A 26859-nucleotide genomic window follows, 5' to 3' on the forward strand; every position below is an offset into this window, starting at 1 on the left:
TGGGGTTTGTCCAACGGCTTCGGGTCATTTGCGCACCGCTCCGAATGTGATGCCTCTGAGCAGGTGCTTGCGCAAAAGGATGGTGAAGATCATGACCGGGATCAGGAAGATCGTGGCACCAGCTGCAACGGCAGGCCAGTCAAGGCCGCCCACACCGATGATAGTCGGGATAAATGGCGGCGCTGTTTGGGCCGTGCCGGAGGTCAGAAGCACCGCAAAAGCGTATTCGTTCCAGGCAAAGATCAGGCAGAAGATTGCGGTCGAGGCAATGCCGGTTGCGGCCTGCGGCAGGACCACTTTGTAAAAGGCCTGAAAGCGGGTGTATCCGTCGATCAGGGCTGCTTCCTCATACTCGCGTGGGATTTCGTCAATGAACCCTTTGAGCAGCCAGACCGCGAGCGAGATGTTCACCGCCGTGTAAAGCAGGATCATCCCCAGATGCGTGTCAGACAGTCCCAGTTGCCGATACATTAGGAAGATTGGTATCGCGACGGCGATGGGCGGCATCATCCTTGTTGATAGGATGAAGAACAGCAGGTCATCTGCGAGGGGGATTTTGAATCGGCTAAACGCATAGGCCGCAAGCGTGCCCAGGAAAATCGACAGAAATGTCGAACCGAAGCCGATGATAACCGAATTTAGGAACCGCTCCCCGAATTTCGATGGGCCGACAATGACCATATCGTATTGCCGCACGATTTCGTCACGCCAGTTTTCAGGCGGATTGGCGTCAAGATATTCCTGCGTTTGACGCGTGCGTTGCGTGAAGAGGTTCACGTACCCCTCAAGTGTCGGCTCAAACACGACCTTGGGCGGGTAGCTGATCGCGTCAGCTGGTGACTTGAACCCGGTCAGCATGATCCAGGCAAGCGGGATCATCGTGATCAGCGCGTAAAGGATTACCAGCGTGCCAGCAAACCATTTGGAGCGTTTGGACGGCTCGGTGACGGAAAAGCTGCTCATCTTTCTTTCACCTTGTTCAGGGCTTTGACATAGATCGAGGCAAGGCCGAAGACCGTGACAAAGAGGATGATTGCATAGGCAGAGGCATAGCCTGTCCGCCATTTCTCGAACGCTTCTCGCTTGAGATTGATCGAGGTGAGTTCGGTGGTCGAACCGGGACCCCCACCAGTCAGTTGCACCACGAGGTCGAACATCTTGAAGTTCTCAATCCCACGGAACAGCACGGCCAGCATCAGGAAGGGCAGCACCATGGGGACGGTGATCGTGAAGAATTGGCGGAGCTTGGAGGCGCGGTCGACCTCTGCCGCCTCGTAAATGTAGTCAGGGATCGATCGTAGCCCCGCAAGGCAGATCAGCATTACAAAAGGTGTCCACATCCAAGTATCGACAATGACTATCGACCAGGGGGCTAGGTTGACCGATCCGAGCATTTCGAAACTGGATGGTTCTTTGCCGGTGAAGAAGGCCACGATGTAGTTGAACAGTCCGATTTGAGGTTGGTAGAGGAACTTCCAGAAGTTCCCGACAACCGCAGGCGACAGCATCATCGGCAGCACGATGATCGTGGTCCACAAATCATTGCCCTTGAATTTCTTGTTGATCAGATAGGCCAGCGTGAACCCGATTAGGACCTGAAAGAAGATGGTCCAAAAGAGGAAATGCGCAGTGGCCTGCATGTTCAGCCAGATATCGGTATCGGTCAGGATACGCTCATAGTTGCGCAGACCGATGTTTTTAACCTCACGGCCAATGCGGTTGGCCTTGTAGTTGGTGAAGCTGAGTTGGATCGTCCAGATAAGAGGAAAAATGTTGATCGCCAGCAGCAGAAAGATCGTCGGCCCAACAAAGATCCACGCAATGGCGCGATCACTGAGGCCTTTGATCTTGCGTGCGACCCGAGTGGGTGTGGCACGTGCGGCGCGGGACACGGGGGTGTCGGACATGGGCGGCTGATCCGGTCATTAGGTTGCAGGGAGGGCGTGCCCCGGAGACAGTCTCCGGGGCAGCCCATCAGCGTCGTTGGCCAGCTACGGCCAACAGGAAGGTTTTATAGTTTGCCCTCATCTTCGAAGACTTCTGTCCAGTCTTCGATCAGCTTATCAAGCGCTTCTTGTGCTGTGCCCTGGTCGGCCACAACATAGTCGTGGACGCGTTTCTGCATGGCCAGAAGCAGTTCGGCATATGCTGGCTCTTGCCAGAAGTCCTGCACGGCACCCATCGCATCGAGGAAGTCACCCGCAAACGGTTGGCTGTCGACAAAGCCTGGATCGTTCAGCACGGAATTGTGCGCCGAATAACCGCCAAGCTCCCACCATTTCGCCTGCACATCGGGTTTTGCAAACCACTTGATGTATTCCAGCGCCGCGTCTTGCTTGTCGGAATAGGCCACCACCGAAATGCCCTGCCCGCCGAGTGTGGAACCGGCCTGATTTTGCGGCGGGTTAACGAAGAAGTCGATCTTGTCGCCACCGGTATTGGGGTCGGCATAGAGGCCCGGGAAGAACGCAAACCAGTTCATCGCCATCGCGACTTGGCCAGACTTAAACGCATCGAGGCTCTCACCCATATAGGAGTTTGTATAGCCTGGCGGTGTCGCCGTCTTGTAGAATTCCTTATAGAATTCAAGTGCTTCAACGGCCTCCGCAGAATTCACGGCTCCTTCCATGTCATAGGCACCGGGGGTGTTCTCATATTTGAAGCCCCACGGATAAAGCGCGGATGTCACGCCCATCGTGATGCCTTCCGATCCACGCTCGGTGAAGATCGCAGCACCATAAACGGTCTTGCCGTCAATCTCGCGGCCTTGGAAGAACTGTGCGATCTCAAGCATTTCCTTCTGGGATTGAGGTTCGCCAAGATCGCGGCCTGTTGCCTCTTTGAAGGCGGCCTTGATGTCGTCACGTTCAAACCAGTCCTTGCGATAGAACCAGCCATTGGCATCGCCCATTGCGGGAAGCGCGTAGTAGTTCGGTGTACCCTTGGGCCATGTCGAATAGGCGTAGACAGTCGCAGGCGCGAAATCGTCCATTGAAATGCCTTCGGCATCGAAGAAGTCGTTCAGCTTCACGTAATGGCCGTTTTCTGCCCCGCCACCGATCCATTGACTGTCACCAATCAGCAGATCACAAAGCTTCCCGCCGGAGTTCAACTCGTTGAGCATGCGGTCGGCGAAATTGGGCCAGGGAATGAACTCAAAGCTCATGGTGTGGCCCGACTGTGCCTCAAACTCTTTGCTGAGCTCGACAAGCGCATTTGCGGGATCCCATGCCGCCCAACAGAGCGTCAGATCGTCCGCTTGTGCCGTACTGGCAAATGACGCAGATGCAATCGCCAGTAAGCTGGCCGATGCCAGTTTCAAATTTCTCATCATTTTTCCTCCCAAGGTAAGTCCGAACGAATGCGACTCGCTCGAATCGTCTATCAGACTTCCCTGACGCTAGATGAGGTACGCACCTCAAGTCGAGAAAAAAATGAGGTACGCACCTCATTATGGCGCGCAAATATTGAATATTAAATAATATTTTAGCGTTTTTACTACTCGTGTATCGCGCGGAAATCCGTCGCGCCTGCGAAGGGCGCCTACAACAAATTAGGTCTACTATGCCGATGAACCGGAACCTGGCGAGCTGTGAGTTCGGCGTCCCAGCTTCTTGTATTCGAATTGCGACACTCTTGATTGCTCATTATCCTGCAGATGATTGAAAGTCCGCTTTTCGAAAAAAACAGAGGCGACTTTTGCATTTGCAGCGAAAGTCTGGTCTCCGCCCGGCCTGACAAAGACGAGGCCACTATACGCGTGTGATTTCGGGAGTAGCCTCTCCTCTCCAAGTGAAGATCCAGGTGTCGCCTTGGCGGACGTTCTGAACCAGGTGTAGGCGGAACGCGACGAGGCAGCGTCCTCCGTCTCGGCGTGTCGACGGATAGAGCAGCCCATTGCCGCCTGAACCCAGCACGTCCTGCGCAAGCCTTTGGCCGATCGGATAGGCGATGCGAGGGTCCGGGCTCAGGACCTCCTCCCCTGCCCTGTCTGTCAGATCGTGCATCCGCGTCGTGAAACCAGCCAGCAGTTCGCGATAGGCCGTAAGGTTCTCAAAGACGCCCGTCGCTTCCAACTCGCGCGTCAGATGCCAGGACACTTCGGCTTGCGCTGTTTTGACCGCGTCCTCGCCGTAGCTTGCATACCAAGCCCCGCGTTCTGGACCGTTGAACCGGTTACCTGTCGCGCGAGTGTAGCAAAACGCTGCATTGACGTAGGTCCATCCATACCCGGCCGCCGCGGTCAGCAACTCGGCGGGGTCGAGCCCGCCCGGGACCGGCAGCGTGACCGTCCGGCGCGCTGACGTCAGCCCTTCGATCGCTTCAAGGATCGCCAGATCGTCCTCATCGTCGGCCAGCGGCGCCATGGCCGGCTGGTCGATATAGGCAGTGGAGATCAGGCGGATTGTAGTCGGATCGGTGAAGTCGACTTGATCGAGGTCTTCGGCTCGGATCACACTCCACCCCGGAGTGCATCGATATGCTGCCTGACCTTCATCATCGCCGGAATGCCGCCATCGCACATGACCTGAACCGGGCTCCTTCCATTGAAACCCGAACCGGCGTTCGCTGTTTTCGGCCAGCCATAGGTCAGCGGACCATTGAACAAGAGCCGAAGCCCCTTGAAGAGACCGATCAGAAGGCTCGCCCGCGTGACTTTGTCCTGATCCAGCACACCTTTGTAGGTGCCGGCCTTCATTCTGCTCCACGTCGCACTCGGAACATCAAAGAGTGCCGCCGCTTCGGCATTCGACAAACCCCATGCGTCGGTTGCGCGGACGACAGCCTTGACGATTGCCGCAATCTCTTCAGCCTCGGCAACAGGTTGCACGGTGCCATCTTCGGGAGCGAACTGAACTGGTTCCAACATGGAACTTCTCCATATGATGCATAATAAGTAGTCATATGAGGCGAAATAGTCAAGGAATGCTTGGTGGTGAGTTCGTTAGCGTTTCAAATTCTGGCCAGCGATATCCGACAAGAGACAGACGTCTGCACCAACAGAGTAAAGCGCACTCTTACTCCCTCTCGAGGTGACGATCGCTGTCATCACATAATGCAAGACTACAAGATCGACACCTCGATTGACGCGCATCAACAGGTCCCGAATGCCCATATGTATTGGATTCCCAGCAACATGATGCTTAATGCTATCAGCGGAATCGCGCCGATATCATAACATCGTCGCTGCTCGGCTGAGACGTGGCTTGGGGCGGCTGACCTTTTCAATACGAAGGGGTAGAGGCTGGCAAGGGGGAAGGAATGACGTTTGATCTGGGGAAGACCGCGCCAAATGTGGTCACCGAAGGTCGTTTGCGAAGCCTGATGGCAGAGGGGTTCAATGCAGAAGTCATCTGCACATCGTCCGCCACCCGAAAAGCCGCAGTTTGGTATGGGAAGTGGGTCATTCGCGGTGTGAGCCAGGACGGCTCATCTGAACGCTTGCTTGTTCTCTCAAGAGCCTCCGCAGATAAGGACGAAGTCCAAATCCGCGAATTCAAAACCGCAAACGGTTTGATCTCATTCCTCTCTGATCTTGGATGCAGTCACGCCAACATCCCACTCAAAGAAGGCGGACGGTCAACGCATACCCTGCAGCCTGGCGACGCAGAGTGACGCCGCTCAACGGACCTTGGATACGCTCTCGAGAAAGCGGCCGTATTCTTGGCTGACCTCTTGGGCTTCGGTAAAGGCGCGAGTTCGTTCTTCATCAAGGCACAGGAAGTATCGCTGGATTTCAGCGATGTAGGTTTCGAAATCCTTCTGGATGATATCTGCGAATTCGCGGGCTTGTGCTGGATCGCTCGGAACGAACGGTCGTGGTGGCGCAAGGCAGGTCATCGCATACGCCTGAGATCCGCAGAAAACCGCTGATACTATAAAGATGAAAAGAACCGCTGATGAATTGACCGCAGCCATCGATCATTCTTTCGCTCTTAGAAACAAGGGATTAGACCGTCATCCGACGCCAAATCAGCCTAGTTTCAATATTATATTGATATCAATATTATAATCTCATATCGTAAGCATATCCGTCACCAGGGCCCGGCCTGCAAACCACGAGGTACGTCCGCAGACATGGGGTCTCAGTCAAGCGAAGGTGCTCCGAATGTGGTTACAGAGACTCTGTTCAAGACCCTCATTGAGAGTGCGTGCAGCGCAGAGGTCGTCTGCGTCCAAACAGCCGAGAAAAAATCGTCTGTCTGGTATGGCGCCCGGATTATTCGTGTCGTTGATCCGGCGCGAGAATTCGAGAAATTCCTTGTCCCTGCAAGGCACTACACAGCCCACGGTCCTGAGATCGTTCCAAGAACCTTCAAGACCGCCAACGGCCTCATCTCCTTTCTTGGAGGTCTTGGCTTCACGCATATTACGATCCCGCTTTACGAAGGCGGGCGCGCATCGCACACGCTTCCACCTGACACCGCGTCTGACCCGTCGCATCGTTAGTATCTTCGCAATCTGCTTGGCACCTGCAGCCGTGCAAGGCGAAGGGATGGTCCTCGTCATGCAGGGCGACGGCTCCCTTCGGGCCTCAACGTCGCAAAGCAGCTTCGCGCGAAACTACAACGACGGGATCGGCCAAGGATCGGCACGCGAGGAGCTGGCAATCCTTGGGGATGACGAAAACGCATCCGCCGATGGATTCAGAACTGGCATTGTCAGCCGGAGGACTCTTGCCCCCACCCCGGAATTCCTTTCAGCGATTGACGACACCGCGCTCCGCTATGCCGCTCACCCCGGCCTGAGGCGCGCCGGGATCACCGTCACTGAGTGGCGTCTGGTCTTCCGTTCCAATATCGAGACCGAAAGCGCCTACAACCCGGCCGCCCGCAGCCGGGTCGGAGCCATTGGTCTCGGTCAACTGATGCCGGACACGGCACGCGCGCTTGGCGTCGATCCCCATGACTGGCGCGAGAACCTCGACGGCTCAGCCCGGTATCTGGCGCAGATGATGGCCGAGTTCGGCGATGTTCGCCTCGCCCTCGCCGCCTACAACGCAGGCCCCGAAGCCGTGGCCCGCCACGAGGGCATCCCACCCTACCGAGAAACGCAAAACCACGTCAGCCGCGTGCTGGCCGTGTTCAACCGGCTTGAAGGAGAGACCTCGTGAAACCAAACCCGAATGCTACCCTGGCTCTGGCTACGCTCCTGTTTGCCATGGCCTCCCCTGCCCTGGCGCAGAGCATCGACCTGTCACCCATCCAGACCCTTCTCCAAGGGATTGTCGACGCCATCACCGGCCCACTTGGTATCGTGATTGGCACGCTTGCCCTGATCGGTGTCTTCCTCTCCTGGCTCTTCGGCATCCTCGATTTCCGCCAGGCACTGTGGGTCCTTGTTGCCATCGCAGGCATCGCCGCTGCGCCGACCATCGTCGCTGCAATCTGGACAACCTGAGGATCACCAAGATGGCAGCGGAACAGTCCCCCCTTTTCACCGGGCTCGTGCGTCCTCCCAAATTGATCGGATTGCCGATCATGTACGCCATGGTCTGGCTGTTTGGGTCCGTTTTACTGTTCCTGTGGATCCAGCATTGGGCCGTCGCTATTGCGGCAGCAGCGGCCTATCCAGCCCTTTGGAAAGCGGCGGATTGGGACCCCAATTTCCTAGACGTGGTGGCCACCACTCTGCAGGAAACCCCACCGACTGCAAACTGTCGAATACACGGGGGCGACAGCTATGCCCCGTGACGACGCCCAAGTGCAGGACTCGCTTCTTCCGACATGGACCAGCAGGGAAAGACAACTGGCCCATATGCTCCCTTACGTGAGCCTGGTTGACGACCAGACAGTTCGAACGCGTGGCAATGAACTCTTCCAGTGCCTCCGTCTGAAAGGCGTCAACAGCAACACGACAGATGATGTGTACCTCGACAAAACACGGGCGCTCTTTGCGCAGATCATCGCCCAGATCGGTCCGGATTTCGGGTTCTATGTGCACAAGGTCTCGAAGGGAATTGAGCACCACCTGCGGCCAATGGAAGGCGATGATTTCGCTGCAGCTGTCGATACAGAATGGCGCAGATTTCTGGATCAGCGGGGCCTCCGGGACAAAACGCTGACTTTGACCGTGGTGCACCGCCCTGCCCTCGTGTTACGTCTGCCCTTCTCGACGCGCAAATCCGTTTCGCTGCTTGCGGCCCAGACGGAGAAACGCTTGCGCCGCCTGGGCGAAGTTGTCGGCTTCCTGAAATCGACCTTCGCGGACATGTCCCCGCGTCTCCTCAAGGCGAGCACGGGTAAACTCCTGGGCTTTCTTGGAAGCTTGAACACGGGCCGGGAACTGCCGCTCTTCCTGTCCTCCAAATATGGCTTCGTGGCGCATGATGTTGCCAACTGCCGGGTGACCTTCAAAGACTCATCCTTTGTCGTTTCCGATGGCGCGGTGGGGACCCGTTACGGGACCACCTTCGCCATCAAGACCTATCCCCCGAAGACCGCTTGCACGATGTTCGATGACCTGAACCTGCCGGTCGACATGGTCGTCACCCATTCGTTTACGCCAATCAATTCGAACATCATGGCGTCGCGGATCAAGCGCCAGCGGCGGCTGATGCGCGCCGCCGATGACGGCGCAATCTCATTGGAAGCCCAACTCGCCGACGCACTCGACGATCTGGAATCCAAACGCCTCAGTTTTGGCGATCACCACATGACTGTCACTGTCTTCGGTGACACACCGGAAGAACTCAGCGCCATTGCCGGGGAAGTGCGCAACATCGGGGCGTCCGAAGGTGTCAATCTGATCACCGAAGCCTTCGCGGCAAAGACCCATTTCTTCGCACAACACCCCGGAAACACTGCTGCCCGGAGCCGCAAGGCGGCAATCACCAACCGGAACTTCTCCGATCTCGCTGCCTTTCATCGCACCCAACTCGGAAAGACCAACGATCAGGTCCCTTGGGGCCAGACAATCACGATGTTCCCCACACCGGAGCAATCCGCCTATCGCTTCAGCTATCATGAACAAGGCGCCCCGACCGCAGAGCCAACTGGCGGGCACACACTGATCCTCGGTCGTCCCGGATCAGGCAAGTCAGTCCTGTCTGCCTTCCTGCTCACGCAGGCGCGCCGCATCGGGGTGCGTGTCTTCGTTTTCGATTATCGCCAGGGCATGGAGATGGCTGTCCGGGCAAACGGTGGTCGCTTCTCTGCTGTGAAGGCCGGCGAGCCGACCCGGCTCAACCCCCTTCGTACCGAAATTGATGAGCGCGGTCAGGCCTGGTTGTCAGATTGGCTGGCGGCCTTGATCCATCGCGAAGACAAGCCGCTGTCACCAGCCCAAGCCAATCGTATTCAGGAAGTGGTCCGCCAAAACGCAACCGCGGCCCATGACGACCTTCGAAACTGGTCTGATCTCGCATCGCTCTTCGGATCAACGGATGACAACGGCGATCTGCACGAGCGGTTTCTGGAATGGGCACAGACCGGGCGATACGGCTGGATCTTCGGACAGACCCAGAAGGATACGTTTTCTCTCGAGGGCGAGATCGTCGGCTTCGATCTCACCGGCATCCTCGACAGCGAAAGCGAGAAAGAACGCATGGCCGTTCTGTCCTACCTTTTTCGACGGGTCGAACGGAAAATCGAAGATCGAAAACCCACAATCATCGTCATCGACGAGGCGTGGAAGGCGCTGGACAACCCCTATTTCGCCGAGCGGTTGTCCAACTGGCTGGTCACCGCTCGAAAGCAAAACGCGGTGGTCGTGATGATGACCCAATATGCCAGCCAGCTGGAGCAGACGCGGACCGGCAAAACCATCATCGAAGCCGTTCCGGCACAAATCCTGCTGCCCAATATCCGGGCCAATGCGTCCGACTACGCAATGCTCAATCTCAACGACAAGGAACTCGATGTCCTGCTGAACACCGGGAGCAACTCACGTCTTGGATTGGTGCGGGATGATCAGGGCTCCGTTGTCGTCGACACCGATCTCAGCGCTCTGGGTCCCCTGCTCACTATCCTCGGTGGGATGGAAAAGGGCGAGCAACTGGTTGGCACGGACTACCGAACACGTCCCGACTTCTGGAGGCTGCCATGAGATTTCTCGTTCCCTTCTTGATCCTGATCTCAGCCCTCGCGGGATGCGAGCAGTACAGACCGTCCGAGGCCAACTGCTTCAGCTTCGTGGCGCGAGGGCCTGCGGAGAAAAACTGTGACTTTGAGCCCTTGGGCGATGCCGATCTCAGCACGGGGTGGTTCGAGTGATCTCCAGATGCGCGGCATATCTCTGCTTTGTCTGTATCAGCGTGGGAACAGCGCAAGCTCAAGGCGTGCCAACCGTGGATGCGGGCTTGGCGGTGCGCAACCAGGCGGCAAATGCGCATCGCGAACGTGATTTGGCTGCCCAACGTGAAAAGCTCACCGTCAAAGAGCAGATCACCGAAATCGAAGGCGAGCAATTCAGGGTGCTCCAGCAGATCCTCGACGCACAAACGAGCTTCGGCGGCCAGGGCCTTCCCGGCACCATCGACGCGCTCGAAACCGGCGGAAAGCCGGAGCAATCTGCAGATTATCTTTACGGCGCGGATGATCCCAATCCAGGCGCTGATCAGATGTTTGGCGATGCCGCACTTAATATTGAGCAGCTGATCATTCGCGTCGCACAGGAGACGCACGGTCTTGGGGGCGTCGGCCGCGCAGGACTGAGCGTCCGCCAATGGCGTGCATTGCTACAAGCTCTGATCTGGCAGGAAAGCCGGTTCACCATCGGCGCGCGTTCACCGGTCGGCGCATTCGGTCTGACACAGATCATGCCCGGCACCGCGGGCGATCTCGGCATCTATCCGGAATACTATGACAACCCCTACCTGCAGGTGCATGGCGGCGCGCGGTATCTTGCGGCACAACTGGCGCGCTTCGACGGCAACATCATCTATGCGCTGGCCGCCTACAATGCGGGTCCGGGGCGCGTCATCGAATACAGCGGCGTGCCGCCGTTCACGGAAACCCGGCACTACGTCACCGTCATCCCGCAAAAATACAACGCCTATCTCGCCCGCATGGGCGGCGCTGAAGCGCTTGGCACCATCGACCCGGCCTTGCTCGCCAACTCGAACCTTTCCCTGACAAGCGCAGGTGCTGCGACCTACGGCAATCACTCGATGGCCTCTATTCAAGCAGCCGCCATGCGGATTGCCAGCATCGTCGAGCGGATCGGTGAAGCGTCGGACCTGCAGGAGTCGATGGCGTTGAACGCCTATGCGCGCGCTGAACTTGTTCGGCTCATCGCCGCGCGCACACGCTTGCAAGCGACCCGAACACGACCCTCGAGCGCGGCAGAGATCGCCATGGCCTCTGCGCAGCTTGAGGAACAGCAATTCATGGATTTCACACTGGAGGACTTGGAATGACACATCGCACTTTAAGTTGGGCGCGACGCAGTCTTTGCCTGACCACATGGGGTCTGGTGATGGCAACGGCCCCTGCCCCATTCCTCACTGTTCCGGCGACCGCCCAAGGCGTGCCGACAGTCGACACGCAAAACATCACGCAAGAGATCCAGCAACTCCGGCAAATGATCGAGGACGAGGTCCTGCAGAACGAACAACTCGTCCTGTTGCGCGAGCAATTTGCCACGCTTCAGGAGCAGCTCGCCCAGCTTCAAGATACCTATGCTGCGCTGACCGGGCTGATGGAACTTCCGACTGTCATCCGCACCGAAATGGAGGACGAGCTGAACGGACTTCTTGATCAGGAATTCGGCGACATCCTGGCAACCATTGATGCTATCCGGGAGGGCGACTTTTCCCGGCTTGCGGGCAACAGCGCAGGACGAATCGAAACGCAAATGACACGCGTTCTGGCCGAGGCCGGGTTTGACGAAGACACGCTGCGCGAGATGGCGACGAGCGGCAATGACGGGGCAAGTCGCACCGCGACGCGCGCCACAACGGGTGCTGTCATGTCCGCAGCAGCCCAGACCTCCTATGAGGAGGCGGGCCAGTCTCTACAACGGGTGGATCGCCTCGTTGGCATGATCGGCGACATGGAAGAGCTGAAAGACAGTGTTGATCTCAACACACGCGTTACGGCGGAACTGGCAATAGCGCTGGTCGCAATGTGGCAACTCGAAGCCGTGCAAACAGTCGGGACCGGACAAGCCGGCGTGATCGACGCAGCCACCATCGCCGAAGAACAGCGGTACATGGATTTCACTCTGCCCGAGCTAGAGGCCAGATAGGAGACACTGGCCAGTGACGCGCGAAGCCGAAATTGTCGAAGAAGAACTGATTTACGGGGCGCGCCGCCGGGAGCAGCTATGGCAGCGACTTGCCTTTGCTGGTTTGATCTTCGGCGTTTTAGGCTGTCTTTCGGCCGCAGCGGTCTCAATCCTCGACGTCGATCCGGCTCCCGTTGTCGTCCCGTATGACCCCGAAACCGGTCTGGCGCTTCCCAATGCCTCGGTGGGCGCCGTCTCAGTCACAGAAAACCAGGCCATCATCGAGAGTGCCGTGTTTCGCTACGTGACCGACCGCGAAACCTACAATCAGCTCGACAACGATGTCCGCGTACCCAGCATTCTCGAGCGCTCCGACGGGGCCGCCGAGACCTCGATGCGCAACATCTGGAACAGCGCAAACACCGACGCCTATCCGCCCAAAGTCTATGGAGCCAATGCCCGCCTCGATGTCGAGGTTCTCAGCATCAATCGGATCGGGAGCAATCGCGCGACGGTGCGCTTGCGGAAGCGTCTGACCTCACCTCAAGGGATTCAGGCTGGTCTCTTCACGGCCACCTTGCTCTTCGAGTTCCGTCCCGAGGAGCGCCGGTCCATCGACGATGTCTGGACCAACCCCTTCGGCTTCACCGTCACGGAGTATGCCATTCGCTCCGACAGGTTAGAGAATTGACAATGCGTTTGATCCTCCCAGCTCTTTTGTCTGTCTCGGTATCGGTTGCGGCAAACACCGCTTTTGCCGAGGCCATTCCAAGATCAGGGCCGAATGACAGCCGCGTCCGTGTGGCAACCTACCAAGACGGGCAGGTCTATCGGCTCAAAGTCAGCCTGACCCATGTGACGACGGTTGAGTTTGGACAAGGCGAAGCCATCCGCTCAATCATTGCTGGCGACACTGAAGGTTTTCAACTCGACGGGGTGCCCGGCGGGAGGGCTTTTGCAGTGAAACCCAATGCCCGAGGGGTCCACACCAACATCACCGTTTATACCAACCGACGCAGCTACTACTTCAATGTGACCGAGAGCTCGTCACCCACATTCTACGTGGTCCAGTTTCGGTATCCCGACGAAAACCGGCGTCCTACAAACGCGGTTGCGCAGCGCGCTCCGAACTACAACTACGCCGCCAGCGATCGGACGAATTTCACACCGTCTTCGGTATGGGATGACGGCACTTTCACCTTCTTCCGATTTCCGCGCAATGCACCCGTTCCCGCGATCTTCCAGCACAACAATGGTCGCGAACGAACGGTCAACAGCACCCAAGTCGAGGATGGCGTGCTGCGGGTCTCCGGTGTTGGTCGCGAATGGGTCCTCAGGTTGGGGGACGAGATCGTCTGCATTCAGTCGACCAATACAGGGGCATCGTCATGAGTGATATCGATGATCTCAGCAAGCGCCTTGCTGTACTCGAAGGCGCGCAACCGTCCAAACCGCGGTCGCGGCCTTCTTTTCTGGTGGCACTTCTTGGAACGAGCGCGATCGCTGTTCTGGGCTTGCTCGTTTACTCAGCTCTGCAGGAAACACCAGAAAACCCGCTTCCGACCGCGCAACCAGAAGAGTTTCAGATGACAGGGGATGGGTTTGGCGAAATCGAGCCCTTCGTGCCCCCAGCCCCGCCGGAACCCGAAGTCGTGGTTGTCGAGTCGGACCCCGAGCCGAATGCGGAGTTGCTCGACCAACTTGCAGCCCTTCGTGCCGAGATCGAAGCGCTGCAGAACGCACCGGAACCGGTTGTTGAAGAAGACACCGCGGCCGCAGACGCCATCAATGCACTGACGGCACAGATTGCCGCCCCGGAAGAAGCCTCACAACGAGCCCAGGACCAATTTGCAGAAGAACTGGCCGCGCGAGATCGGGAGCTTCAACAACTGCGGATGGACCTCGACCTCGCAAAACTGCAGACCCCCGCCCCTGCGCCTGGACCGTCAGAAGCCGATCTCTTGGAAGCCGAACGCCTGTGGTTACAACGAGAGGAAGAAGCAAGACGCTTGGCTGAGCTGCAGCGTCGACGGGACGAGGAAGCGGCCTTTCAGGAAGCGCGGATCAAGTCACCGACCATCGCGTTTGGCGGCAACAGCAAGGGCGAAAGCGAGCTGGCGGAACGGACCTTCGAAGACGTGACCGACTTCGTGCTGAACGGCGCCCTACCCTCAACCGTCGCCCAAGCCGAGGTCATCGCAAATCCCGGCAATACGATTGTGCAAGGCACGATGATCCAGGCCGCAATGGAGACGGCAATCTCGAGCGAACTGCCCGGGCAGGTCCGCGCGGTCATCACCGAGGACGTGCATTCGTACGACGGGTCCCGCATTTTGATTGCAAGAGGATCGAAGCTGATCGGCCGATATCGTTCGGGTGCAGACATCGCACAAAGCCGCATCACGATCGCCTGGGATCGGATCATCCTGCCCACCAACCAAACAGTCACCGTCAGCTCGTTTGGAGGCGATGAACTCGGGCGCGCCGGTGCTACGGGGTTTGTCGACACACGCTTCAAAGAGCGTTTCGGCTCGGCGGCCCTCATTTCGTTGATCACGGCCTTACCCGGCGCCACAGCGGCGCAGGTCGAAGACGAAACGTCTGCCGAGATCCTTGAAGATGTGGGCGACGACTTCGCGGACAGCGCCGACAGTGTCATCGACGACTACCTCTCCATCGGCCCGGTGATCTATGTCGAACAGGGTGCAAGGATTACCGTGATGGTCGACCGTGATCTGGAGATTTTCTGATGTCGGGCGCCTACCTTCAGGCCTCGCTCGACAAGCTCCCCGATGCTTCTCGCGAGGACGTCATTGAGATTTGCATCAACCCTGACGGTTCTGTCTGGGGCGAATTCCAGGGCGACAGGTTCATGTCGCCATTGGAGAGCAGCCTGACGCCGACCGAGATCAAGGACATCGGAACCCAGATCGCATCGGCCTCAAACTCGACAATCAGCAAAGACAAGCCCATCGTATCGGTGAGCATCAAGTACCGAGACCGCCCGGTGCGCGCACAAGTCATCATGCCACCGGCAGTCAGCGAGGGCATGTCAATCTCGCTGCGGTTTTTCACCTCCCTGCCTCTCCACGACGTCGAGCTGAAATTCCTTTTTGGGGCCGAACGCAGCCTCGAGACAGACAGGTTGAACAGAAACCGGGAACTTCGAGATGTCGTCAAAGGCGGCGATATCTACTCCGCAATCCGCTTCTGCGTCGCGCACAAGCTGAACATGATCGTCTCGGGCGGCACCTCGACGGGCAAGACTGTAGCTGCGCGTAAGATCCTGTCGTTTGTCGCGCCAGAAGAACGCATCATCACAATCGAAGAAGCCGCTGAACTGATCCCCGCGCAACCAAATGTCGTGACCCTGCTGGCCAGCCGGGAGGGAAGAACACGCAACGCTGACACGTTGCTGACGTCTACGTTGCGCATGCGCCCGGATCGCATCGTCCTGGGCGAAGTCAGAGGCTCCGAAGCCATGACCTTTCTTGAAGCGATCAACACCGGCCACGGCGGGTCCATGACCACGTTGCACGCCGAAACGCCCCAGTTGGCAATTCAACGCCTAGCGATCGCCGCTCTCAAGACTGAAGTGCCGATGACCCACACCGACATGGTACAATACATCGAAAGCTCAATTGACGTGATCATCCATGCCGCGCGCCATGCAGGCGACCGCGGGATCACGGAATTCTATTTGCCCGGACAGACGGGAGGAAACGCAACATGAAGACCTTTGAACACGAAGTCCTGACGTTTGATGCCAGCGACAAGAAGGGTTTCGAGACAATGAAGAGCACCTTGTCGACCTGGGGCGACGCGGGATTTGAGATCGTGTCTGTCGTCGGATCTTCGGTCAACGCTTCATACTTCACAGTATTTCTGAAACGCCCACGGTCAGCAGACGAACCATTCGCTGAGGAGACTGGAACATGATATTCAACAGGTTTGCCTTGGCACTTGCGATTGTCCTCTCCGGCGGCCCGGCAAAAGCGCAACTTGCTTCAGAACCCGGAGACGAACTCTTGGTTTGCCCGGACCGTCCACCTGAACCCGAATTGGTATCCAATATGGGTTTGAAAGAGTCGCACAAGGCCATTCTCATTCAGCGGATGTATCGCGCAACCTCGTATGTCGCGATACTGGAAACTGGAGAGTGCTCCTGCGCGAACCGTTTTCCAGCCTGGGACACGGTTGTCGACTACTATCTGGCGAACTACGCACGCCTCGAAGCCCGCTTCGAAATACAAGAGCGTACTAAATACTACCGGAATTCAATTGATAAGAACCGGCCAGCAGTCCGGGATCTGTGCATTGCGCAAGACAGCTGGGACTGACCGATGAGCATCGTCACGTTTTTTGTCGAAACGGCGGATGGTTATCTCGAAGATGCGGCGGAGACCCAATTTGGCGCCGTAGCGTCAACGGTGGGCAGCATCCTTCTGGTCGCAATGACGCTCTTAGTCATCCTAGTGATAATCAACATGGCGTTTCAGGTGCGCTCAATGGACGGCCGAACTGCCTTCTGGCTGGGGGTGAAACTCGTACTCGTCGGCGTGTTCGCCACAAGTTGGGTCCAGTTTAATGCCTTCGCGACAGCCATACTTAACGGGCTCGACAGTATCGCTGGCTCATTAGTGGCCGCCGTTGGCGGTGGCGCTCCAGGACCTTCGGGCACCTTCGCTGAGGAGTTCGACGCCATCATCGCTGAGTTTGCCGCGTACCTAAACTCAATTGGCGACGGTATGCATTGGATGGCCGGCGCCGTCATGGGTGTCGTCGGTACAGTTTTGCTGTCGCTGCTTGGCGGACTAGCAGCATTCTTCCTCGTCGCATCCCGGTTGATGATTGCGCTGCTTGTCGGTCTCGCGCCGATCATGATCTTTCTTACGCTTTTTGACGTCACAAAAGACTACTTCGCACGATGGTTGTCTGCGCTGATCTCGTTTTCCATTTACCCGATCGTGATCGCTGGGGTCTTTGCGACGATCATCGGCGTTTCCGACTCTTTGATCCGAGAACTGGGAGACCCAGACGGGGCATCTACAATTGGGGCGGTGGTACCCTTCTTCATGATGATCTTCATGGCCAAAGGGTTTGTTGTTGCGACGCCCTTCCTAGTTCGCGCGATTTCGGGAAACATTGTGATGCCGGCGCTATCAGGGGGCTTAGGAGGTGCTTACGCTTTCGGCCGGGCCGCCGCCGGAAGTCAGCAAGCTTACAATCGCTATCAAGTTGGAACTGCTTCTTCCATCGAATACGCGGCGCTCCGCGGACGGCAGATGTTGGGCATACAAAACCTGTCGGGTAGAACAGGCTTTCCTCAGCCTGCAAACAACTCTGCACCAGCTAATCCTTCTCCGGCTTCAACTGGAACTGCGGCGCGTATGGAAGCTCAGAAAGCTCGGGCACAACGGCTGGCAGATGCAAAGAAGAGCTAGGCGGGACCCGTCTGATATTGGCACGCCTCCACCGAGTTGATCGCCGAAGCGGACCTTCAAGCAGCTCGCGGCGAATGGCGGCGAAGAGCCCAACTTAACTTGATGCTGCCAGACGTACGAACGTCTGGTTTGCTCAAGTTTCGCGGCAATTGTGTTTCTGCGCTGACCCTCAAAAGTCATATGACATAGACCGCGAAGATCGCGATCCATGTGCTCAAAGTCTTGCGCCGTTTGCTACTCATCCCCCCGCTTGGGTTTCTGTCAACAGGGCCCCGTCCTGCCGTTGCAGGTTACCAGTTCGGAACTCAAAACGTCTGTCACTGCATGACCATCCGTTGCCCATACGTCTCGTGCTACGCGCCAGACGCCGTCCTCGCCCAAACGATAGATGTTAATACCATTTCCGGTTTCGACAGAAGCATCGCCGCCGCCACGCGGCAGGTCTGCCACTTTGTAACTATACCGCTCAAATGCCCAATCCCCGGCAACAACAAACTCCAGAGATGTTTTCTCCCAGGCTGTCTCAAACGCATCGAAGTATCCGCGAACCCATGGTTCAACTTCAGCCTTGCCAACCATTGCCGACGAATTGGGTGCAATCAAAACAACGTCATCCGTCACCGTCGCAAGAAAGGCGACCGGATCATTGGCATTGATCGCAGAAATGTATCGGTCATTTGCCAGATGCGCGGCGTCCTTAGCCGGATTTGCGATAAGGGCCGTTCCTGAAAAAACAATGAGGGTTACCACAGCGGCAACAAAGGTGTTCGAAAGTGTCATATCTATCTCCTGTCTTGTTAGTTCAGCTATCTCCAATTTCACTGGCTAGCTGCTCATGCACCACAGTAATATGTTGAATTCTTCAAATTAGTGAGTCAGGAATAATACCAAACCATTAAGCAAGACTATCAAATGGATGAAATCAATTGGAGCAGGCTTCCCGCTTTGACAACGCTCCGTGCGTTTGAAGCAACAGCGCGCTTGCAGGGCTATTCCGCTGCGTCTCGAGAGCTCAACGTAACGCCTGCTGCGATTGCTCAGCAGGTTCGGAAACTTGAAACAGAGGTTGGTATGAGCCTTGTTCGCCGGGAAGGCCGTGGTCTGGTTCTCACGCAAGCCGGGGAACAGTTGGCACAGCCATTGAAGGAAGCATTCTTACTGATCGCGAACGGGATTCATGATGTGAAAGCCACTGAAGACAAGCGTGGTGTGCGTGTCTCTACGACCGACTATTTTGCCAGTACGGTCATCCTCCCGCAACTTAACGATTTTTGGATGAAACATCCGACGCTGCAGACGTCCTTCTCGCCGGATGGTAACACCGCCCCAGTCGATCTTGAGAATTTCGATATTGTGGTTCGTGCTGGCGGCCCAAACCGGAAATGGGACAACTGTCAGACCTTCAGATTGCTTGAGACGCCAATGATAATTTGCGGTGCACCAAGCTTGGTTGGCGACGGAAATGTCGATGTCTCCACTCTCCCTTGGATCGCGGACCGAGGGATCGGAGGGGGTGTCTTTCAAGAGGCCGTAAGACGGGCGGGATGCAACCCGGAAGAGATATCGCTTGTGGACCCTGGTAGCGCCAAACTTGAGCTGGACGCTGCACTCATGGGCTACGGCGTCCAAGTCACTCCGGAATTGACGATCAGGGACCAACTGGCAGAGGGGTCGTTGGTGAGGGCTGATGTGTCCCTTGATATGCGCGGGGTGTACTATGCGATCTGCCGACAAGGCCCGATATCAAAGCAAACTCAAAAGTTCCTTGATTGGTTGATCAATATCTGCGCGCCGCTGTCCTGCACCACTTAGACATCGTGAATTCCTGAAACATACTTCGTCTTTCTAACGCCTTGCTGTGGTTCGATTGGAGAAGGTTGACGGATCAATGCACTTCTCATTTAACGAAAGCAGTCGATAGCGCAACCGCAGCGAAATGGCGCTTTGTCCCGCACAGCGGACCCTGGAAAACGGACTACGAAGGTCCCCTCCAAAGTGGGTGGCACGGCGCCTAGACCTCGTGCCTGAGCGCCTGTTCTCTGAACTCGGCCTCGATATCCTCACTATCCCGCACACGTTGTTTTGCGATCTCGCGGATGTCGACATCATCCTCGAAGTCCTCGCTCAATAGAGAAGCTTCTTCGTTTGAATCGGTCTCAGCATCGGCTTCAGAGGCAATTTCTTTCCCCGCCGCTGCGCCCCCGCCCTGCCCTGCCGGGTCCTCCGTACCAATTTCCGCAAGTACAGAGATCGTCGATTGGACGGCAGCTTTCGCGTCTGCTTCGTCACCGGCGATCATGTCAGTCAGCTTGAAACTCTGCTGTACGGTAAGGTCCAGCTCAACCTGATCTGAGGTTAATCCAACCTCCCGAAGCGCCTTCGCACCCTTCTTGCGCCGACTGGTGGCAAGCGTCGTGCCCGTGGACGCCGTAGTTTGTGCGGCCGCGATGGTTGCCTCAACCACCTTTGACGGTGCTTTGCGACCAGACCGCGCCATTAAGGCTTCCGGCATGGCCTCAACTTCTTCCGCGCGGGTCGCCGCCCGTTCCGCCTGCCCCGCCTCAGTTACCTGGACCCGCGGTTCTTCTACAGGAACTACTTCCGGAAACGGCAGCTCGCCCGACTGTGCTTTATGAATGCTCTTGAAGAATGGGTCGTCGAAATACCGAATGCGCTTTGCCCGCACCGGCATCTGGGCGTCCACAACCATGACGATGTCATCAAGCGACATGCGCCGGGCTTCATCCTTGGGCAACAGCGATGTCTCTTCCGTGCGTTCAGACATGCTGCGCCCTTCGAACGGATTGCGGCCGATGGAGCGTGAGCGAGTGACCACGCGTTTGGTGGTCATGCCGACCGCGCCACTCAGCTCCTCGACGGTCTTTTCATCGGACGGTGTGAGATAGAGTTTGATCCCGGCATTCCCCTGCAACGCGCGGCGGGTGTTCTCGCCGTAAATTTCATCGAGCGCAGGGATGGTCTGGGTCACGATCGCCAGGTGGCCGCGATAAGATCGCAATGTCTCGATGCTCTCGACCACGTTGGGCATTTTCCCGAGCCGATTGAATTCATCGAGCATAATCATCACCGGCCAAGGCTCGTCTGGACCCGGCTCCCGATCCTGCAAGGACGCAATCAAATCGGAGAAGAACAACCGGATCAGCGCCGCCATCGGGCGCACCATGTTCGGGGCCACGACCAGGTAGACCGAAAACGGCTTCTTGCGAATGGTCCGGAAGTCGAAATCTGACGTGGAGGTCGCGGCATCGATGGCGGGGTTGCTCCACTGATCGAGGCCGGAGGTCATCAGGAGCGAGATATAGGAGGTCAGCGTGTCGTTGTTCGTTGAGGCCATCCGCTCGAAGATCAGCTTGGCCGCCGTGTTCTGCACCTCGTCGCGCCGCTTCATGAACTCCTTGCGCTTGTCCCCACCGGAGGCCGTGATGCGGTAGATTTCGCCAAGCGAGGGCCGCTTGCGCTCGAACGAAAGCAGGCCCGCCGCAACAAAGAGATCGATCCCGCCCTTGAGAAGGCCGGAGGTGCGATCGTTATCCGTTTGCAGAAAGAGCGTCGCGAGGAGTTGCAGCTCCATTTGCTGCTGGTTGGGGTCTCGGAGGCCGGCGATCCGCAAGAGCGGATTGTAGCGATGCGACCGGCGATCATTCCAGTCCGTCGGGGCAAAGCGATAGACATCGTCCCCTTCCGCCGCCCGGTGACGGGCCGTTGCCTCGAAATTCTCGCCTTTCACGTCGAGAACCACGGCGCTGCCGCGGAACGTCAGCAGGTTCGGGATCACGAAGCCGGTGGTCTTCCCACGCCCGGTCGGGGCCACGCACAGCACATGGGGATAGACATTCGAGGACAGATACCGGCCGCGACGTTTGGGCGAGGTCATTTTGCCGAGAATGAACCCGCTGCCCGGCGCCGTGAAAAAGCCGTTGCACTTCAACTCCCCGGCCCGCTGCCAATGGGTCTTGCCGAACTTCGTCAATGCGGTGCCGGAGAGGACCGCGCTCAGGAGCATGCCCGCAAAGGCCGTACCGCCAATGATGAGATTGGCCAGTTGAAAATCATTGGGACGCACCTGACGGAGGCTCAGGTAATTCCTGGCGAGCCAGAGAAAATCGATCTCCGCGCGCAAGCCAAGGTCGCGAAACGTCAGGAACGCACTCGCAAAGACATATCCAAATCCCGCGCTGAGAAGGGTTAGGAGGAGAATGCCGAGCGCGATCCGACCCCTATCCATGGGTTTGGCCTTTCTCGGTATGGCTTTGCAAGCTCTTCAGACGCTGCGCGTCATATTCCTCCTCGGCGATTTCCGAGACCACTTCGCGCACGGCATCGCTGTTTGCGGTCGCCTCATCCGATTGCAGGTAGGCTTTCGCGGCGTAGAGCCGGTCCAGCCGGTTGTCGATCACCTCGTCGAGCACATTGGCATCGCCCTCGCGCAAGGCGGCGATCCTGTCATCGTCAAGGAGACGCTCCACTTCCGCCCGATAGGCCGTTCTGCCCTCTTCATCGGCAAAGGGTGGAGTGATCTTGTCTGCGCGTTCATGGGCAACGACGCCGGCCAGGACGGAATTGTCCGGCAACCTGTGGGTTGCGTCCGCGACCGCGTTTCGATCAGCTGTGAGGGCATCATTGCGTCTGGCGGCAAATGTGGCCGCATAGGTTGCCCCGAGACCGCGCACCAGATGCGCCGGCATGTCGGGATACCGTTCCCGCATATCGGTCGCGACGGCCTCGTCGATCTGCATCGGCCCATCGGACCGCGACAGGATGCGATCAATCTCGGCGTCGATCCGGTCCGCTTGCGCCTCATCAATGATGCGGATATTGAGCGGATCGCGCGCATCGATCACATTGCTTGGCCGTGTCGGCAGATCGGGATGTCGCTGCAGATAGGCCCGCTGCTCGATCTCAAGGCGAGCTTCGGCCCGGAGGGTGACTTCATCCGCGCGCTCGGCGATGTCCCGCTCGGAAAGCCCCTGCCCGCGCATGTCTTGCCGGATCGCGCGGGCGGCATCATCCACGCTTTCTGAATCGTAATGCATGTCTGGAGCACGGTCGTCTTCGATGACACCATCACGGCGCAGCACTTCCGCTCGCTCCAGACCTGTCCCGAGGGCGATATGTACCTTGTCGAGCTTGTCGACGGCGACCTTCAGATCTTCGCGGCGCTCGAGATTGAGGCCCTGCGCCTCCGCGATTTTCTGAAGGTCGTCGGCATACCATTCTCGTTCCAGGGCCGCCGTATCGGCCCCCTGCTCGATGCGCGCAACGACCACCTCGGAGGAAATCCCGGTCCCGCGCAAGGCAGTGTCAATCTGCGCCCGCGTTCGGGTCTCCCGCAGCTTCTCCACCAGGCCCGCGTTAATGTTGGCCTCAGAATAGATGCCGGTCTCTGTCGGCCTCTCCGTCAGTGTGCCAGAGCGCAATCCGAGCGGCTGCATATGCGCGACCGGCCTCAGCGCGGCCACCATCTGCTTTTGCAGCGTCGGGCGGTCGGCTTCAGGCGCCTGTCGGATCAGGGCGGCAACGCGGTTCATCTCATCGGCGAAGCGACTGTTCAGATCGTCGAAACTCTGGTCCTGGCTCATATAGATGTCTCCGGTTTGCGGGAGTTTGCCCTGCCGCGCGAGAAGCGCGCTGGCCTTCAGCAAGGCGTCTTCTATGTCTTCGCAATTTTCAGGCGACGCCTCGGCCGCGAGCGATCGATACACCTGGGCATTGCCCGCGATCTCACCGAGGGCGCGGTCAAGATCCTCTCCGACCCGTTCCCGCTGGTGGACGGCGCGCCCCTCCTCTTTCGCGGCATAGACCTCGCGTGTGCGGGGCGGATAATGGATTTCGCCGCGATCGACGCGCCGGGTCGCCTCGAGACGAACCCCGTACTTCTCCGCCTCTTCGACCATCGCGAGGCGAAAGGCGTCGTAGTTGAAGTGATGATCCCGCCCCAAATAGAAGAACTCGCCTTCCTGCGACCGGCGATTGAGAACCACATGGGCATGTGGATGGTCACAGTCTTTGTGGACGGCGATCAGGTAGTCGAAGTTGCGGTCTTCGTTCTGGAAGAAGCGTTCGCAGACATCACTGGCAATGTCGCGGACATGGGTGGCCTTGGTGCCGCGCGGAAACGACATCAGAAGATGGCTGGTATGTCCGAGCTTGGGATTGAACCCCTCATCCCACCGGGACGTAAAGCGTTCCACCACGGAAGTAATCTCCTCACCCGAGAGCTGCGTCTTGCCATCATGGACGCCGCGACTATCAACGATGTGGGAAGACTTCGTTGTCAGATAGGCCAGCTGGTTCTGAAGCTGGGCTTTGGTGTGCGTGCCGCCCGTGCGGATCGGTTTGAAGACCGCGGCCCGGTGCCCGTAGGCCGCACGCACCATCTGCGCACGCCGTGTCCCCAGACCTTGCATCGATCCTTTGATGCGGCTCCAGCCGTCGCGAAAGATTTCGCCTGTTACAATTGTGACGGCATCACTCCGGGACATCTGAGAAGTCCTTCAGTGCGCTGTGAGCTTCAAGCGTGACATGGCTCACCCGCCGGCGGGCGAGCGCATCGACCTGGTCCGCGAAGTCCAGAACGAACCCGGACAAGAGCCGCAACTGCGCAAGGCTGGGGTCGCCGAAGACCGGTGCGATTCCTTTGGCACGCGCCTCGTTCAGCCGCTTTGCAATCTGGGTGACGTTGTTACCGACGCGATTGAGTGCCGCCCGGAACGACTTGAGTTCCTCTGCGAGGTGCTGGTCCGGTTGGAAGACGCCGTTCGCTGACTGGATGAGAAGACGAACACCTGCCGATCGACTGGACACGCCATGCCGTGTGAGCACCTCGTCGAAACCCTGCAATTCCTCCGGCGTGAGCGAGACGCTGACCTGTTTGGTGCGAGTACGCGTGTCCCGACGCCGGTCCTTTTCAGTCCGAAGCGTGTAGTAGACGGTGCGCTCACTTACCCCGAACTGCGCGGCCAAATCGGCGTGCGTCACACCCTTCTGGCGTTCGCGAACGATCTCCCGTCGCTCTTCGGGGGTCAATCTGCGCCGTGATGCCATACTGCAAATACACTCCCTATTTCCTGCCACTCTCATACAGGCCATCTGGAGTTTCAAATATTATAGTATTGCAGTCAATACACCTTTCTCAGCGAATGACGACAAGAGGGCCTGTATTCCGTTTCAAGCCGAACGCGTCAGCGTTAGGGCTCCTCCATTTCATCACAACTGACTCTCTTGTCTGGAACTCGGTTTGGAAAAATCGCGCGCTGAGCGCCTTAAGCGCGATTTGGAGCCTCTACCCTACCAGCGAGCCTTGATCGGCCTGTATCCCCTCTCTGGCGCTCGCTACGCGCCGCTTGAACTGAACTGACGAGGCGGACCGGGCCATTTGAGCCAGGATTCCGGCAGAAATGATGGCACATGTAACCTGTGATATCGGATATACATTATCAATTATGGCAAATCATATATCGTTTATGTCCACGGCGATCTCTTGCCGAAATGCGCGAAGTGGGCCCATGACCGTCTGCCGGGACATCTACGACACTCGAGGCGGCCCCGAAACCCGCACTTTTACGGTTCATGGCAAATCACACATGCAATATCAGGCATGCAACATCGGATATGCGCACTTAGAAACACCAAGATAGCCATTCAAAATCGTAAACCCACTATCACACATCATGTCTCAAACATCCATTATGCCACATCCTCTATCATTTATGGCAAATGGCACATGATGCATCAGTTATCCTTGATGCAACATCCTCTCTGGCATATACCGTATCCAAAATCATAAAGAAGACCCTTGAGGATGCAGGATCATGCCCAACGAGCAGTTGAAGGTCATCGCGATCATGACGCGAAAAGGCGGTGCGGGAAAGACAGCGCTCGCACGCGCTTTGATGAGTGCCATCATCGCTGATGAAAAACGGTGCATCGCCATCGATGCCGACCCGCAGCAAGCACTCTTCCGCTGGTGGGAGAGCGTCACCACCGAAAACCCGGATGTCGCATCGACGGCTCCAGGCCTTCGGGTCCTAGGCATCGAAAGTCCCTCCGACCTCGAAGCGATCATCGACGACGCCTATGAAAACGATACGGCCGACTTTGTGATCATCGACACGATGGGGGCAGGGGGCCAATGGGCTGACGAACTGGCCGTCCACAGCGATCACATCGTGTTGCCGATGATGCTGTCGGACACCGATATGCGGATCGCCACCGACACCTACAATTGGTACCAGGGCCTCTTTGAGCGCGCCGAAGACCCCTCAGTCCTCCCGAAACTCACAGTCGTGCTTTCACGCGTCGACAAGAACCCCTCGAACGCCATGCGCGCCATGGCGCGTGAAGCCAATGCAAAGTTCCCGGTCATCGAAGAGCTCTTCATGGATCGCAAGCAACATGCCGATGTCGATCGCGAGGGTCTCTTCCATCAGATATCGAAATGGCGAACCGAAGACCCGAACCCGCTGATGCGCACCCATGCCCGTCTCTTCGACGAGGCGCTCGATGAGGCGCGCGAAATCCTCTCACTGGTGCTGGAGGCTGAATAATGGCGCGCAAGAAAATCACCTCACTCCTCGGCGACGACCCGGTTTATAGCAAACAGTTCGGAGACAAACCGAAACCCACCGAACCCGCGCCCAAACCAGACCCAGTTGAGGCCGCGAAGCCTGCAACTGAACCCGCCGCGGACCCCAAACCCATTGCGGAGAAGCAGGCCCCGACCTCAGCGCCGCCAGCCAAAGTTCCAGTGCCCTTCCTCAAAAACCGCGCCCGAGAAGAAGCCTGCACCCCAAAAAAGACGCCGAAGAAGCCCGAGACCCGTGCCGTACACGTTCGCGCCGCCCCGAAAAAAGACCATGGCCCCGGATTGGACGCTCTGGAAGCTGCCGGCCTGCCGGCCTCCGATGTTGTGCGCCTTGCCGGCAAGCGCGCCATCGACAAGTTCGAACTTAAGCCGAAATACGTGGCCCCGGACGACGCCGAGCGTCTTCCAAGCAATATGAGCTTTCGGACCATGAAGACACTCGACGCCCAAGTCCTCGACAGGTTGCGGGATCAGGCCGACCCGCTACGCCTGCGCTCGGACGCGGCAGTCATACAGGGCCAGTTGGAACCTGTGTTCTGGTCAGAACTTACAAGCCTCATCAAGGAACTGCGCAAGCAGTATTCCTGAAGGCGCGGCGTCGCCGCGCCGCGATTTTTCTCTAAAGGGGGAAGGAGTTTCGGC

At 57.7% G+C, this 26859-nt stretch carries 28 protein-coding genes; 18 read left to right on the plus strand and 10 right to left on the minus strand.

Going from position 1 to position 26859, the window contains the following annotated elements; all coding sequences use genetic code 11:
- Positions 1–24: 24 nt before the first annotated feature.
- From ACZ1HM_RS21465 to ACZ1HM_RS21485, 5 genes are all read right to left on the minus strand, one after another.
- The gene (locus ACZ1HM_RS21465; protein ID WP_472744760.1) at positions 25–963 is read right to left on the minus strand and encodes a carbohydrate ABC transporter permease; all 939 of its coding nucleotides are present in this window, start codon (positions 961–963) and stop codon (positions 25–27) included.
- Positions 960–1907 carry a carbohydrate ABC transporter permease gene (locus ACZ1HM_RS21470; RefSeq protein ID WP_472744761.1) on the minus strand — a complete coding sequence of 316 codons (948 nt, stop codon included), beginning with the start codon at positions 1905–1907 and terminating at the stop codon, positions 960–962. Before ACZ1HM_RS21470 ends, ACZ1HM_RS21465 begins: the two co-directional genes overlap by 4 nt.
- Positions 1908–2011: 104 nt before the next feature.
- Positions 2012–3331, minus strand: coding sequence for an ABC transporter substrate-binding protein (locus ACZ1HM_RS21475; RefSeq protein WP_472744762.1), 1320 nt, complete (start codon positions 3329–3331; stop codon positions 2012–2014).
- 421 nt (positions 3332–3752) lie between these two features.
- On the minus strand, positions 3753–4457 hold the full coding sequence (locus tag ACZ1HM_RS21480) for an RES family NAD+ phosphorylase (protein WP_472744763.1): 705 nt from the start codon (positions 4455–4457) through the stop codon (positions 3753–3755).
- Positions 4454–4870, minus strand: a complete 417-nt coding sequence (locus ACZ1HM_RS21485; protein WP_472744764.1) for an antitoxin Xre-like helix-turn-helix domain-containing protein — start codon at positions 4868–4870, stop codon at positions 4454–4456. Before ACZ1HM_RS21485 ends, ACZ1HM_RS21480 begins: the two co-directional genes overlap by 4 nt.
- A 392-nt stretch (positions 4871–5262) precedes the next feature.
- Here ACZ1HM_RS21485 and ACZ1HM_RS21490 point away from each other — a divergent pair, with 392 nt between their 5' ends.
- Entirely contained in the window at positions 5263–5616 is a 354-nt protein-coding gene (locus tag ACZ1HM_RS21490) for a hypothetical protein (RefSeq protein ID WP_472744765.1), read from the plus strand.
- A 6-nt stretch (positions 5617–5622) separates the two neighbouring features.
- Here ACZ1HM_RS21490 and ACZ1HM_RS21495 read toward each other — a convergent pair whose 3' ends face one another.
- On the minus strand, positions 5623–5919 hold the full coding sequence (locus ACZ1HM_RS21495; protein WP_472744766.1) for a hypothetical protein: 297 nt from the start codon (positions 5917–5919) through the stop codon (positions 5623–5625).
- 577 nt (positions 5920–6496) lie between these two features.
- Between ACZ1HM_RS21495 and ACZ1HM_RS21500 the strand changes: the two genes are divergently transcribed.
- The 14 genes from ACZ1HM_RS21500 (at position 6497) to ACZ1HM_RS21565 (ending at position 17612) form a co-directional block, all read left to right on the plus strand.
- Positions 6497–7114: a lytic transglycosylase domain-containing protein gene (locus tag ACZ1HM_RS21500; protein WP_472744767.1), complete on the plus strand. Its 618-nt coding sequence runs from the start codon at positions 6497–6499 to the stop codon at positions 7112–7114.
- Positions 7111–7401 (plus strand): TrbC/VirB2 family protein, encoded by a 291-nt coding sequence (locus ACZ1HM_RS21505; protein WP_299590309.1) that lies wholly within the window; start codon positions 7111–7113, stop codon positions 7399–7401. Before ACZ1HM_RS21500 ends, ACZ1HM_RS21505 begins: the two co-directional genes overlap by 4 nt.
- A gap of 11 nt (positions 7402–7412) precedes the next feature.
- Positions 7413–7694, plus strand: a complete 282-nt coding sequence (locus tag ACZ1HM_RS21510; RefSeq protein ID WP_472744768.1) for a VirB3 family type IV secretion system protein — start codon at positions 7413–7415, stop codon at positions 7692–7694.
- Positions 7684–10047, plus strand: coding sequence for a VirB4 family type IV secretion/conjugal transfer ATPase (locus ACZ1HM_RS21515; protein ID WP_472744769.1), 2364 nt, complete (start codon positions 7684–7686; stop codon positions 10045–10047). The genes ACZ1HM_RS21510 and ACZ1HM_RS21515 overlap by 11 nt, the downstream gene beginning before the upstream one ends.
- Positions 10044–10214: a hypothetical protein gene (locus tag ACZ1HM_RS21520; protein ID WP_472744770.1), complete on the plus strand. Its 171-nt coding sequence runs from the start codon at positions 10044–10046 to the stop codon at positions 10212–10214. Before ACZ1HM_RS21515 ends, ACZ1HM_RS21520 begins: the two co-directional genes overlap by 4 nt.
- 65 nt (positions 10215–10279) lie before the next feature.
- Complete coding sequence (locus ACZ1HM_RS21525) at positions 10280–11359, plus strand: lytic transglycosylase domain-containing protein (protein WP_472744771.1); 1080 nt, start codon at positions 10280–10282, stop codon at positions 11357–11359.
- A 59-nt stretch (positions 11360–11418) separates the two neighbouring features.
- Positions 11419–12189, plus strand: coding sequence for a type IV secretion system protein (locus ACZ1HM_RS21530; RefSeq protein WP_472744772.1), 771 nt, complete (start codon positions 11419–11421; stop codon positions 12187–12189).
- A gap of 13 nt (positions 12190–12202) precedes the next feature.
- Positions 12203–12859 (plus strand): VirB8 family type IV secretion system protein, encoded by a 657-nt coding sequence (locus ACZ1HM_RS21535; protein ID WP_472744773.1) that lies wholly within the window; start codon positions 12203–12205, stop codon positions 12857–12859.
- Between the two features lie 2 nt (positions 12860–12861).
- Complete coding sequence (locus ACZ1HM_RS21540) at positions 12862–13560, plus strand: TrbG/VirB9 family P-type conjugative transfer protein (RefSeq protein ID WP_472744774.1); 699 nt, start codon at positions 12862–12864, stop codon at positions 13558–13560.
- Positions 13557–14918, plus strand: coding sequence for a TrbI/VirB10 family protein (locus tag ACZ1HM_RS21545; protein ID WP_472744775.1), 1362 nt, complete (start codon positions 13557–13559; stop codon positions 14916–14918). Before ACZ1HM_RS21540 ends, ACZ1HM_RS21545 begins: the two co-directional genes overlap by 4 nt.
- A complete protein-coding gene (locus ACZ1HM_RS21550; RefSeq protein ID WP_472744776.1) occupies positions 14918–15901 on the plus strand; it encodes an ATPase, T2SS/T4P/T4SS family in 984 nt (327 codons plus the stop codon). Before ACZ1HM_RS21545 ends, ACZ1HM_RS21550 begins: the two co-directional genes overlap by 1 nt.
- Positions 15898–16107, plus strand: coding sequence for a hypothetical protein (locus tag ACZ1HM_RS21555; RefSeq protein WP_120505482.1), 210 nt, complete (start codon positions 15898–15900; stop codon positions 16105–16107). The genes ACZ1HM_RS21550 and ACZ1HM_RS21555 overlap by 4 nt, the downstream gene beginning before the upstream one ends.
- The gene (locus tag ACZ1HM_RS21560; RefSeq protein WP_472744777.1) at positions 16104–16508 is read left to right on the plus strand and encodes a hypothetical protein; all 405 of its coding nucleotides are present in this window, start codon (positions 16104–16106) and stop codon (positions 16506–16508) included. Before ACZ1HM_RS21555 ends, ACZ1HM_RS21560 begins: the two co-directional genes overlap by 4 nt.
- Positions 16509–16511: 3 nt before the next feature.
- On the plus strand, positions 16512–17612 hold the full coding sequence (locus tag ACZ1HM_RS21565; RefSeq protein ID WP_472744778.1) for a TrbL/VirB6 family protein: 1101 nt from the start codon (positions 16512–16514) through the stop codon (positions 17610–17612).
- Positions 17613–17873: 261 nt separating this feature from the next.
- Here ACZ1HM_RS21565 and ACZ1HM_RS21570 read toward each other — a convergent pair whose 3' ends face one another.
- Complete coding sequence (locus tag ACZ1HM_RS21570; RefSeq protein ID WP_472744779.1) at positions 17874–18392, minus strand: YybH family protein; 519 nt, start codon at positions 18390–18392, stop codon at positions 17874–17876.
- Positions 18393–18524: 132 nt separating this feature from the next.
- Between ACZ1HM_RS21570 and ACZ1HM_RS21575 the strand changes: the two genes are divergently transcribed.
- Positions 18525–19424, plus strand: coding sequence for a LysR substrate-binding domain-containing protein (locus ACZ1HM_RS21575; protein WP_472744780.1), 900 nt, complete (start codon positions 18525–18527; stop codon positions 19422–19424).
- A gap of 199 nt (positions 19425–19623) precedes the next feature.
- Here ACZ1HM_RS21575 and ACZ1HM_RS21580 read toward each other — a convergent pair whose 3' ends face one another.
- Genes ACZ1HM_RS21580 through ACZ1HM_RS21590 form a run of 3 tightly spaced genes read right to left on the minus strand, consistent with a single transcriptional unit; the run spans position 19624 to position 24677 of the window.
- Positions 19624–21858 (minus strand): type IV secretory system conjugative DNA transfer family protein, encoded by a 2235-nt coding sequence (locus ACZ1HM_RS21580; RefSeq protein WP_472744781.1) that lies wholly within the window; start codon positions 21856–21858, stop codon positions 19624–19626.
- Positions 21851–24115 (minus strand): relaxase/mobilization nuclease domain-containing protein, encoded by a 2265-nt coding sequence (locus ACZ1HM_RS21585; RefSeq protein WP_472744782.1) that lies wholly within the window; start codon positions 24113–24115, stop codon positions 21851–21853. The genes ACZ1HM_RS21580 and ACZ1HM_RS21585 overlap by 8 nt, the downstream gene beginning before the upstream one ends.
- On the minus strand, positions 24102–24677 hold the full coding sequence (locus ACZ1HM_RS21590; protein WP_472744783.1) for a ribbon-helix-helix domain-containing protein: 576 nt from the start codon (positions 24675–24677) through the stop codon (positions 24102–24104). Before ACZ1HM_RS21590 ends, ACZ1HM_RS21585 begins: the two co-directional genes overlap by 14 nt.
- A 767-nt stretch (positions 24678–25444) precedes the next feature.
- On the opposite strand from ACZ1HM_RS21590, the gene ACZ1HM_RS21595 reads away from it, so the two are divergent.
- Positions 25445–26179 (plus strand): ParA family protein, encoded by a 735-nt coding sequence (locus ACZ1HM_RS21595; RefSeq protein WP_472744784.1) that lies wholly within the window; start codon positions 25445–25447, stop codon positions 26177–26179.
- A complete protein-coding gene (locus ACZ1HM_RS21600; protein WP_472744785.1) occupies positions 26179–26805 on the plus strand; it encodes a hypothetical protein in 627 nt (208 codons plus the stop codon). Before ACZ1HM_RS21595 ends, ACZ1HM_RS21600 begins: the two co-directional genes overlap by 1 nt.
- The last annotated feature ends 54 nt before the right edge of the window (positions 26806–26859 follow it).

The sequence above is a fragment of the Sulfitobacter sp. GN1-4 genome (assembly GCF_055693825.1).

What these genes read in the sequence shown, in the direction of transcription:
- ACZ1HM_RS21565 (WP_472744778.1), top strand. Translation starts at nt 16,512, where the DNA reads ATGAGCATCGTCACGTTTTTTGTCGAAACGGCGGATGGTTATCTCGAA.
- ACZ1HM_RS21590 (WP_472744783.1), bottom strand. Translation starts at nt 24,677, where the DNA reads ATGGCATCACGGCGCAGATTGACCCCCGAAGAGCGACGGGAGATCGTT.
- ACZ1HM_RS21495 (WP_472744766.1), bottom strand. Translation starts at nt 5,919, where the DNA reads ATGGCTGCGGTCAATTCATCAGCGGTTCTTTTCATCTTTATAGTATCA.
- ACZ1HM_RS21540 (WP_472744774.1), top strand. Translation starts at nt 12,862, where the DNA reads ATGCGTTTGATCCTCCCAGCTCTTTTGTCTGTCTCGGTATCGGTTGCG.
- ACZ1HM_RS21470 (WP_472744761.1), bottom strand. Translation starts at nt 1,907, where the DNA reads ATGTCCGACACCCCCGTGTCCCGCGCCGCACGTGCCACACCCACTCGG.
- ACZ1HM_RS21485 (WP_472744764.1), bottom strand. Translation starts at nt 4,870, where the DNA reads ATGTTGGAACCAGTTCAGTTCGCTCCCGAAGATGGCACCGTGCAACCT.
- ACZ1HM_RS21520 (WP_472744770.1), top strand. Translation starts at nt 10,044, where the DNA reads ATGAGATTTCTCGTTCCCTTCTTGATCCTGATCTCAGCCCTCGCGGGA.
- ACZ1HM_RS21595 (WP_472744784.1), top strand. Translation starts at nt 25,445, where the DNA reads ATGCCCAACGAGCAGTTGAAGGTCATCGCGATCATGACGCGAAAAGGC.
- ACZ1HM_RS21575 (WP_472744780.1), top strand. Translation starts at nt 18,525, where the DNA reads ATGGATGAAATCAATTGGAGCAGGCTTCCCGCTTTGACAACGCTCCGT.
- ACZ1HM_RS21515 (WP_472744769.1), top strand. Translation starts at nt 7,684, where the DNA reads ATGCCCCGTGACGACGCCCAAGTGCAGGACTCGCTTCTTCCGACATGG.
- ACZ1HM_RS21560 (WP_472744777.1), top strand. Translation starts at nt 16,104, where the DNA reads ATGATATTCAACAGGTTTGCCTTGGCACTTGCGATTGTCCTCTCCGGC.
- ACZ1HM_RS21555 (WP_120505482.1), top strand. Translation starts at nt 15,898, where the DNA reads ATGAAGACCTTTGAACACGAAGTCCTGACGTTTGATGCCAGCGACAAG.
- ACZ1HM_RS21570 (WP_472744779.1), bottom strand. Translation starts at nt 18,392, where the DNA reads ATGACACTTTCGAACACCTTTGTTGCCGCTGTGGTAACCCTCATTGTT.
- ACZ1HM_RS21490 (WP_472744765.1), top strand. Translation starts at nt 5,263, where the DNA reads ATGACGTTTGATCTGGGGAAGACCGCGCCAAATGTGGTCACCGAAGGT.
- ACZ1HM_RS21530 (WP_472744772.1), top strand. Translation starts at nt 11,419, where the DNA reads ATGGCAACGGCCCCTGCCCCATTCCTCACTGTTCCGGCGACCGCCCAA.
- ACZ1HM_RS21545 (WP_472744775.1), top strand. Translation starts at nt 13,557, where the DNA reads ATGAGTGATATCGATGATCTCAGCAAGCGCCTTGCTGTACTCGAAGGC.
- ACZ1HM_RS21600 (WP_472744785.1), top strand. Translation starts at nt 26,179, where the DNA reads ATGGCGCGCAAGAAAATCACCTCACTCCTCGGCGACGACCCGGTTTAT.
- ACZ1HM_RS21550 (WP_472744776.1), top strand. Translation starts at nt 14,918, where the DNA reads ATGTCGGGCGCCTACCTTCAGGCCTCGCTCGACAAGCTCCCCGATGCT.
- ACZ1HM_RS21585 (WP_472744782.1), bottom strand. Translation starts at nt 24,115, where the DNA reads ATGTCCCGGAGTGATGCCGTCACAATTGTAACAGGCGAAATCTTTCGC.
- ACZ1HM_RS21475 (WP_472744762.1), bottom strand. Translation starts at nt 3,331, where the DNA reads ATGAGAAATTTGAAACTGGCATCGGCCAGCTTACTGGCGATTGCATCT.
- ACZ1HM_RS21500 (WP_472744767.1), top strand. Translation starts at nt 6,497, where the DNA reads ATGGTCCTCGTCATGCAGGGCGACGGCTCCCTTCGGGCCTCAACGTCG.
- ACZ1HM_RS21510 (WP_472744768.1), top strand. Translation starts at nt 7,413, where the DNA reads ATGGCAGCGGAACAGTCCCCCCTTTTCACCGGGCTCGTGCGTCCTCCC.
- ACZ1HM_RS21465 (WP_472744760.1), bottom strand. Translation starts at nt 963, where the DNA reads ATGAGCAGCTTTTCCGTCACCGAGCCGTCCAAACGCTCCAAATGGTTT.
- ACZ1HM_RS21580 (WP_472744781.1), bottom strand. Translation starts at nt 21,858, where the DNA reads ATGGATAGGGGTCGGATCGCGCTCGGCATTCTCCTCCTAACCCTTCTC.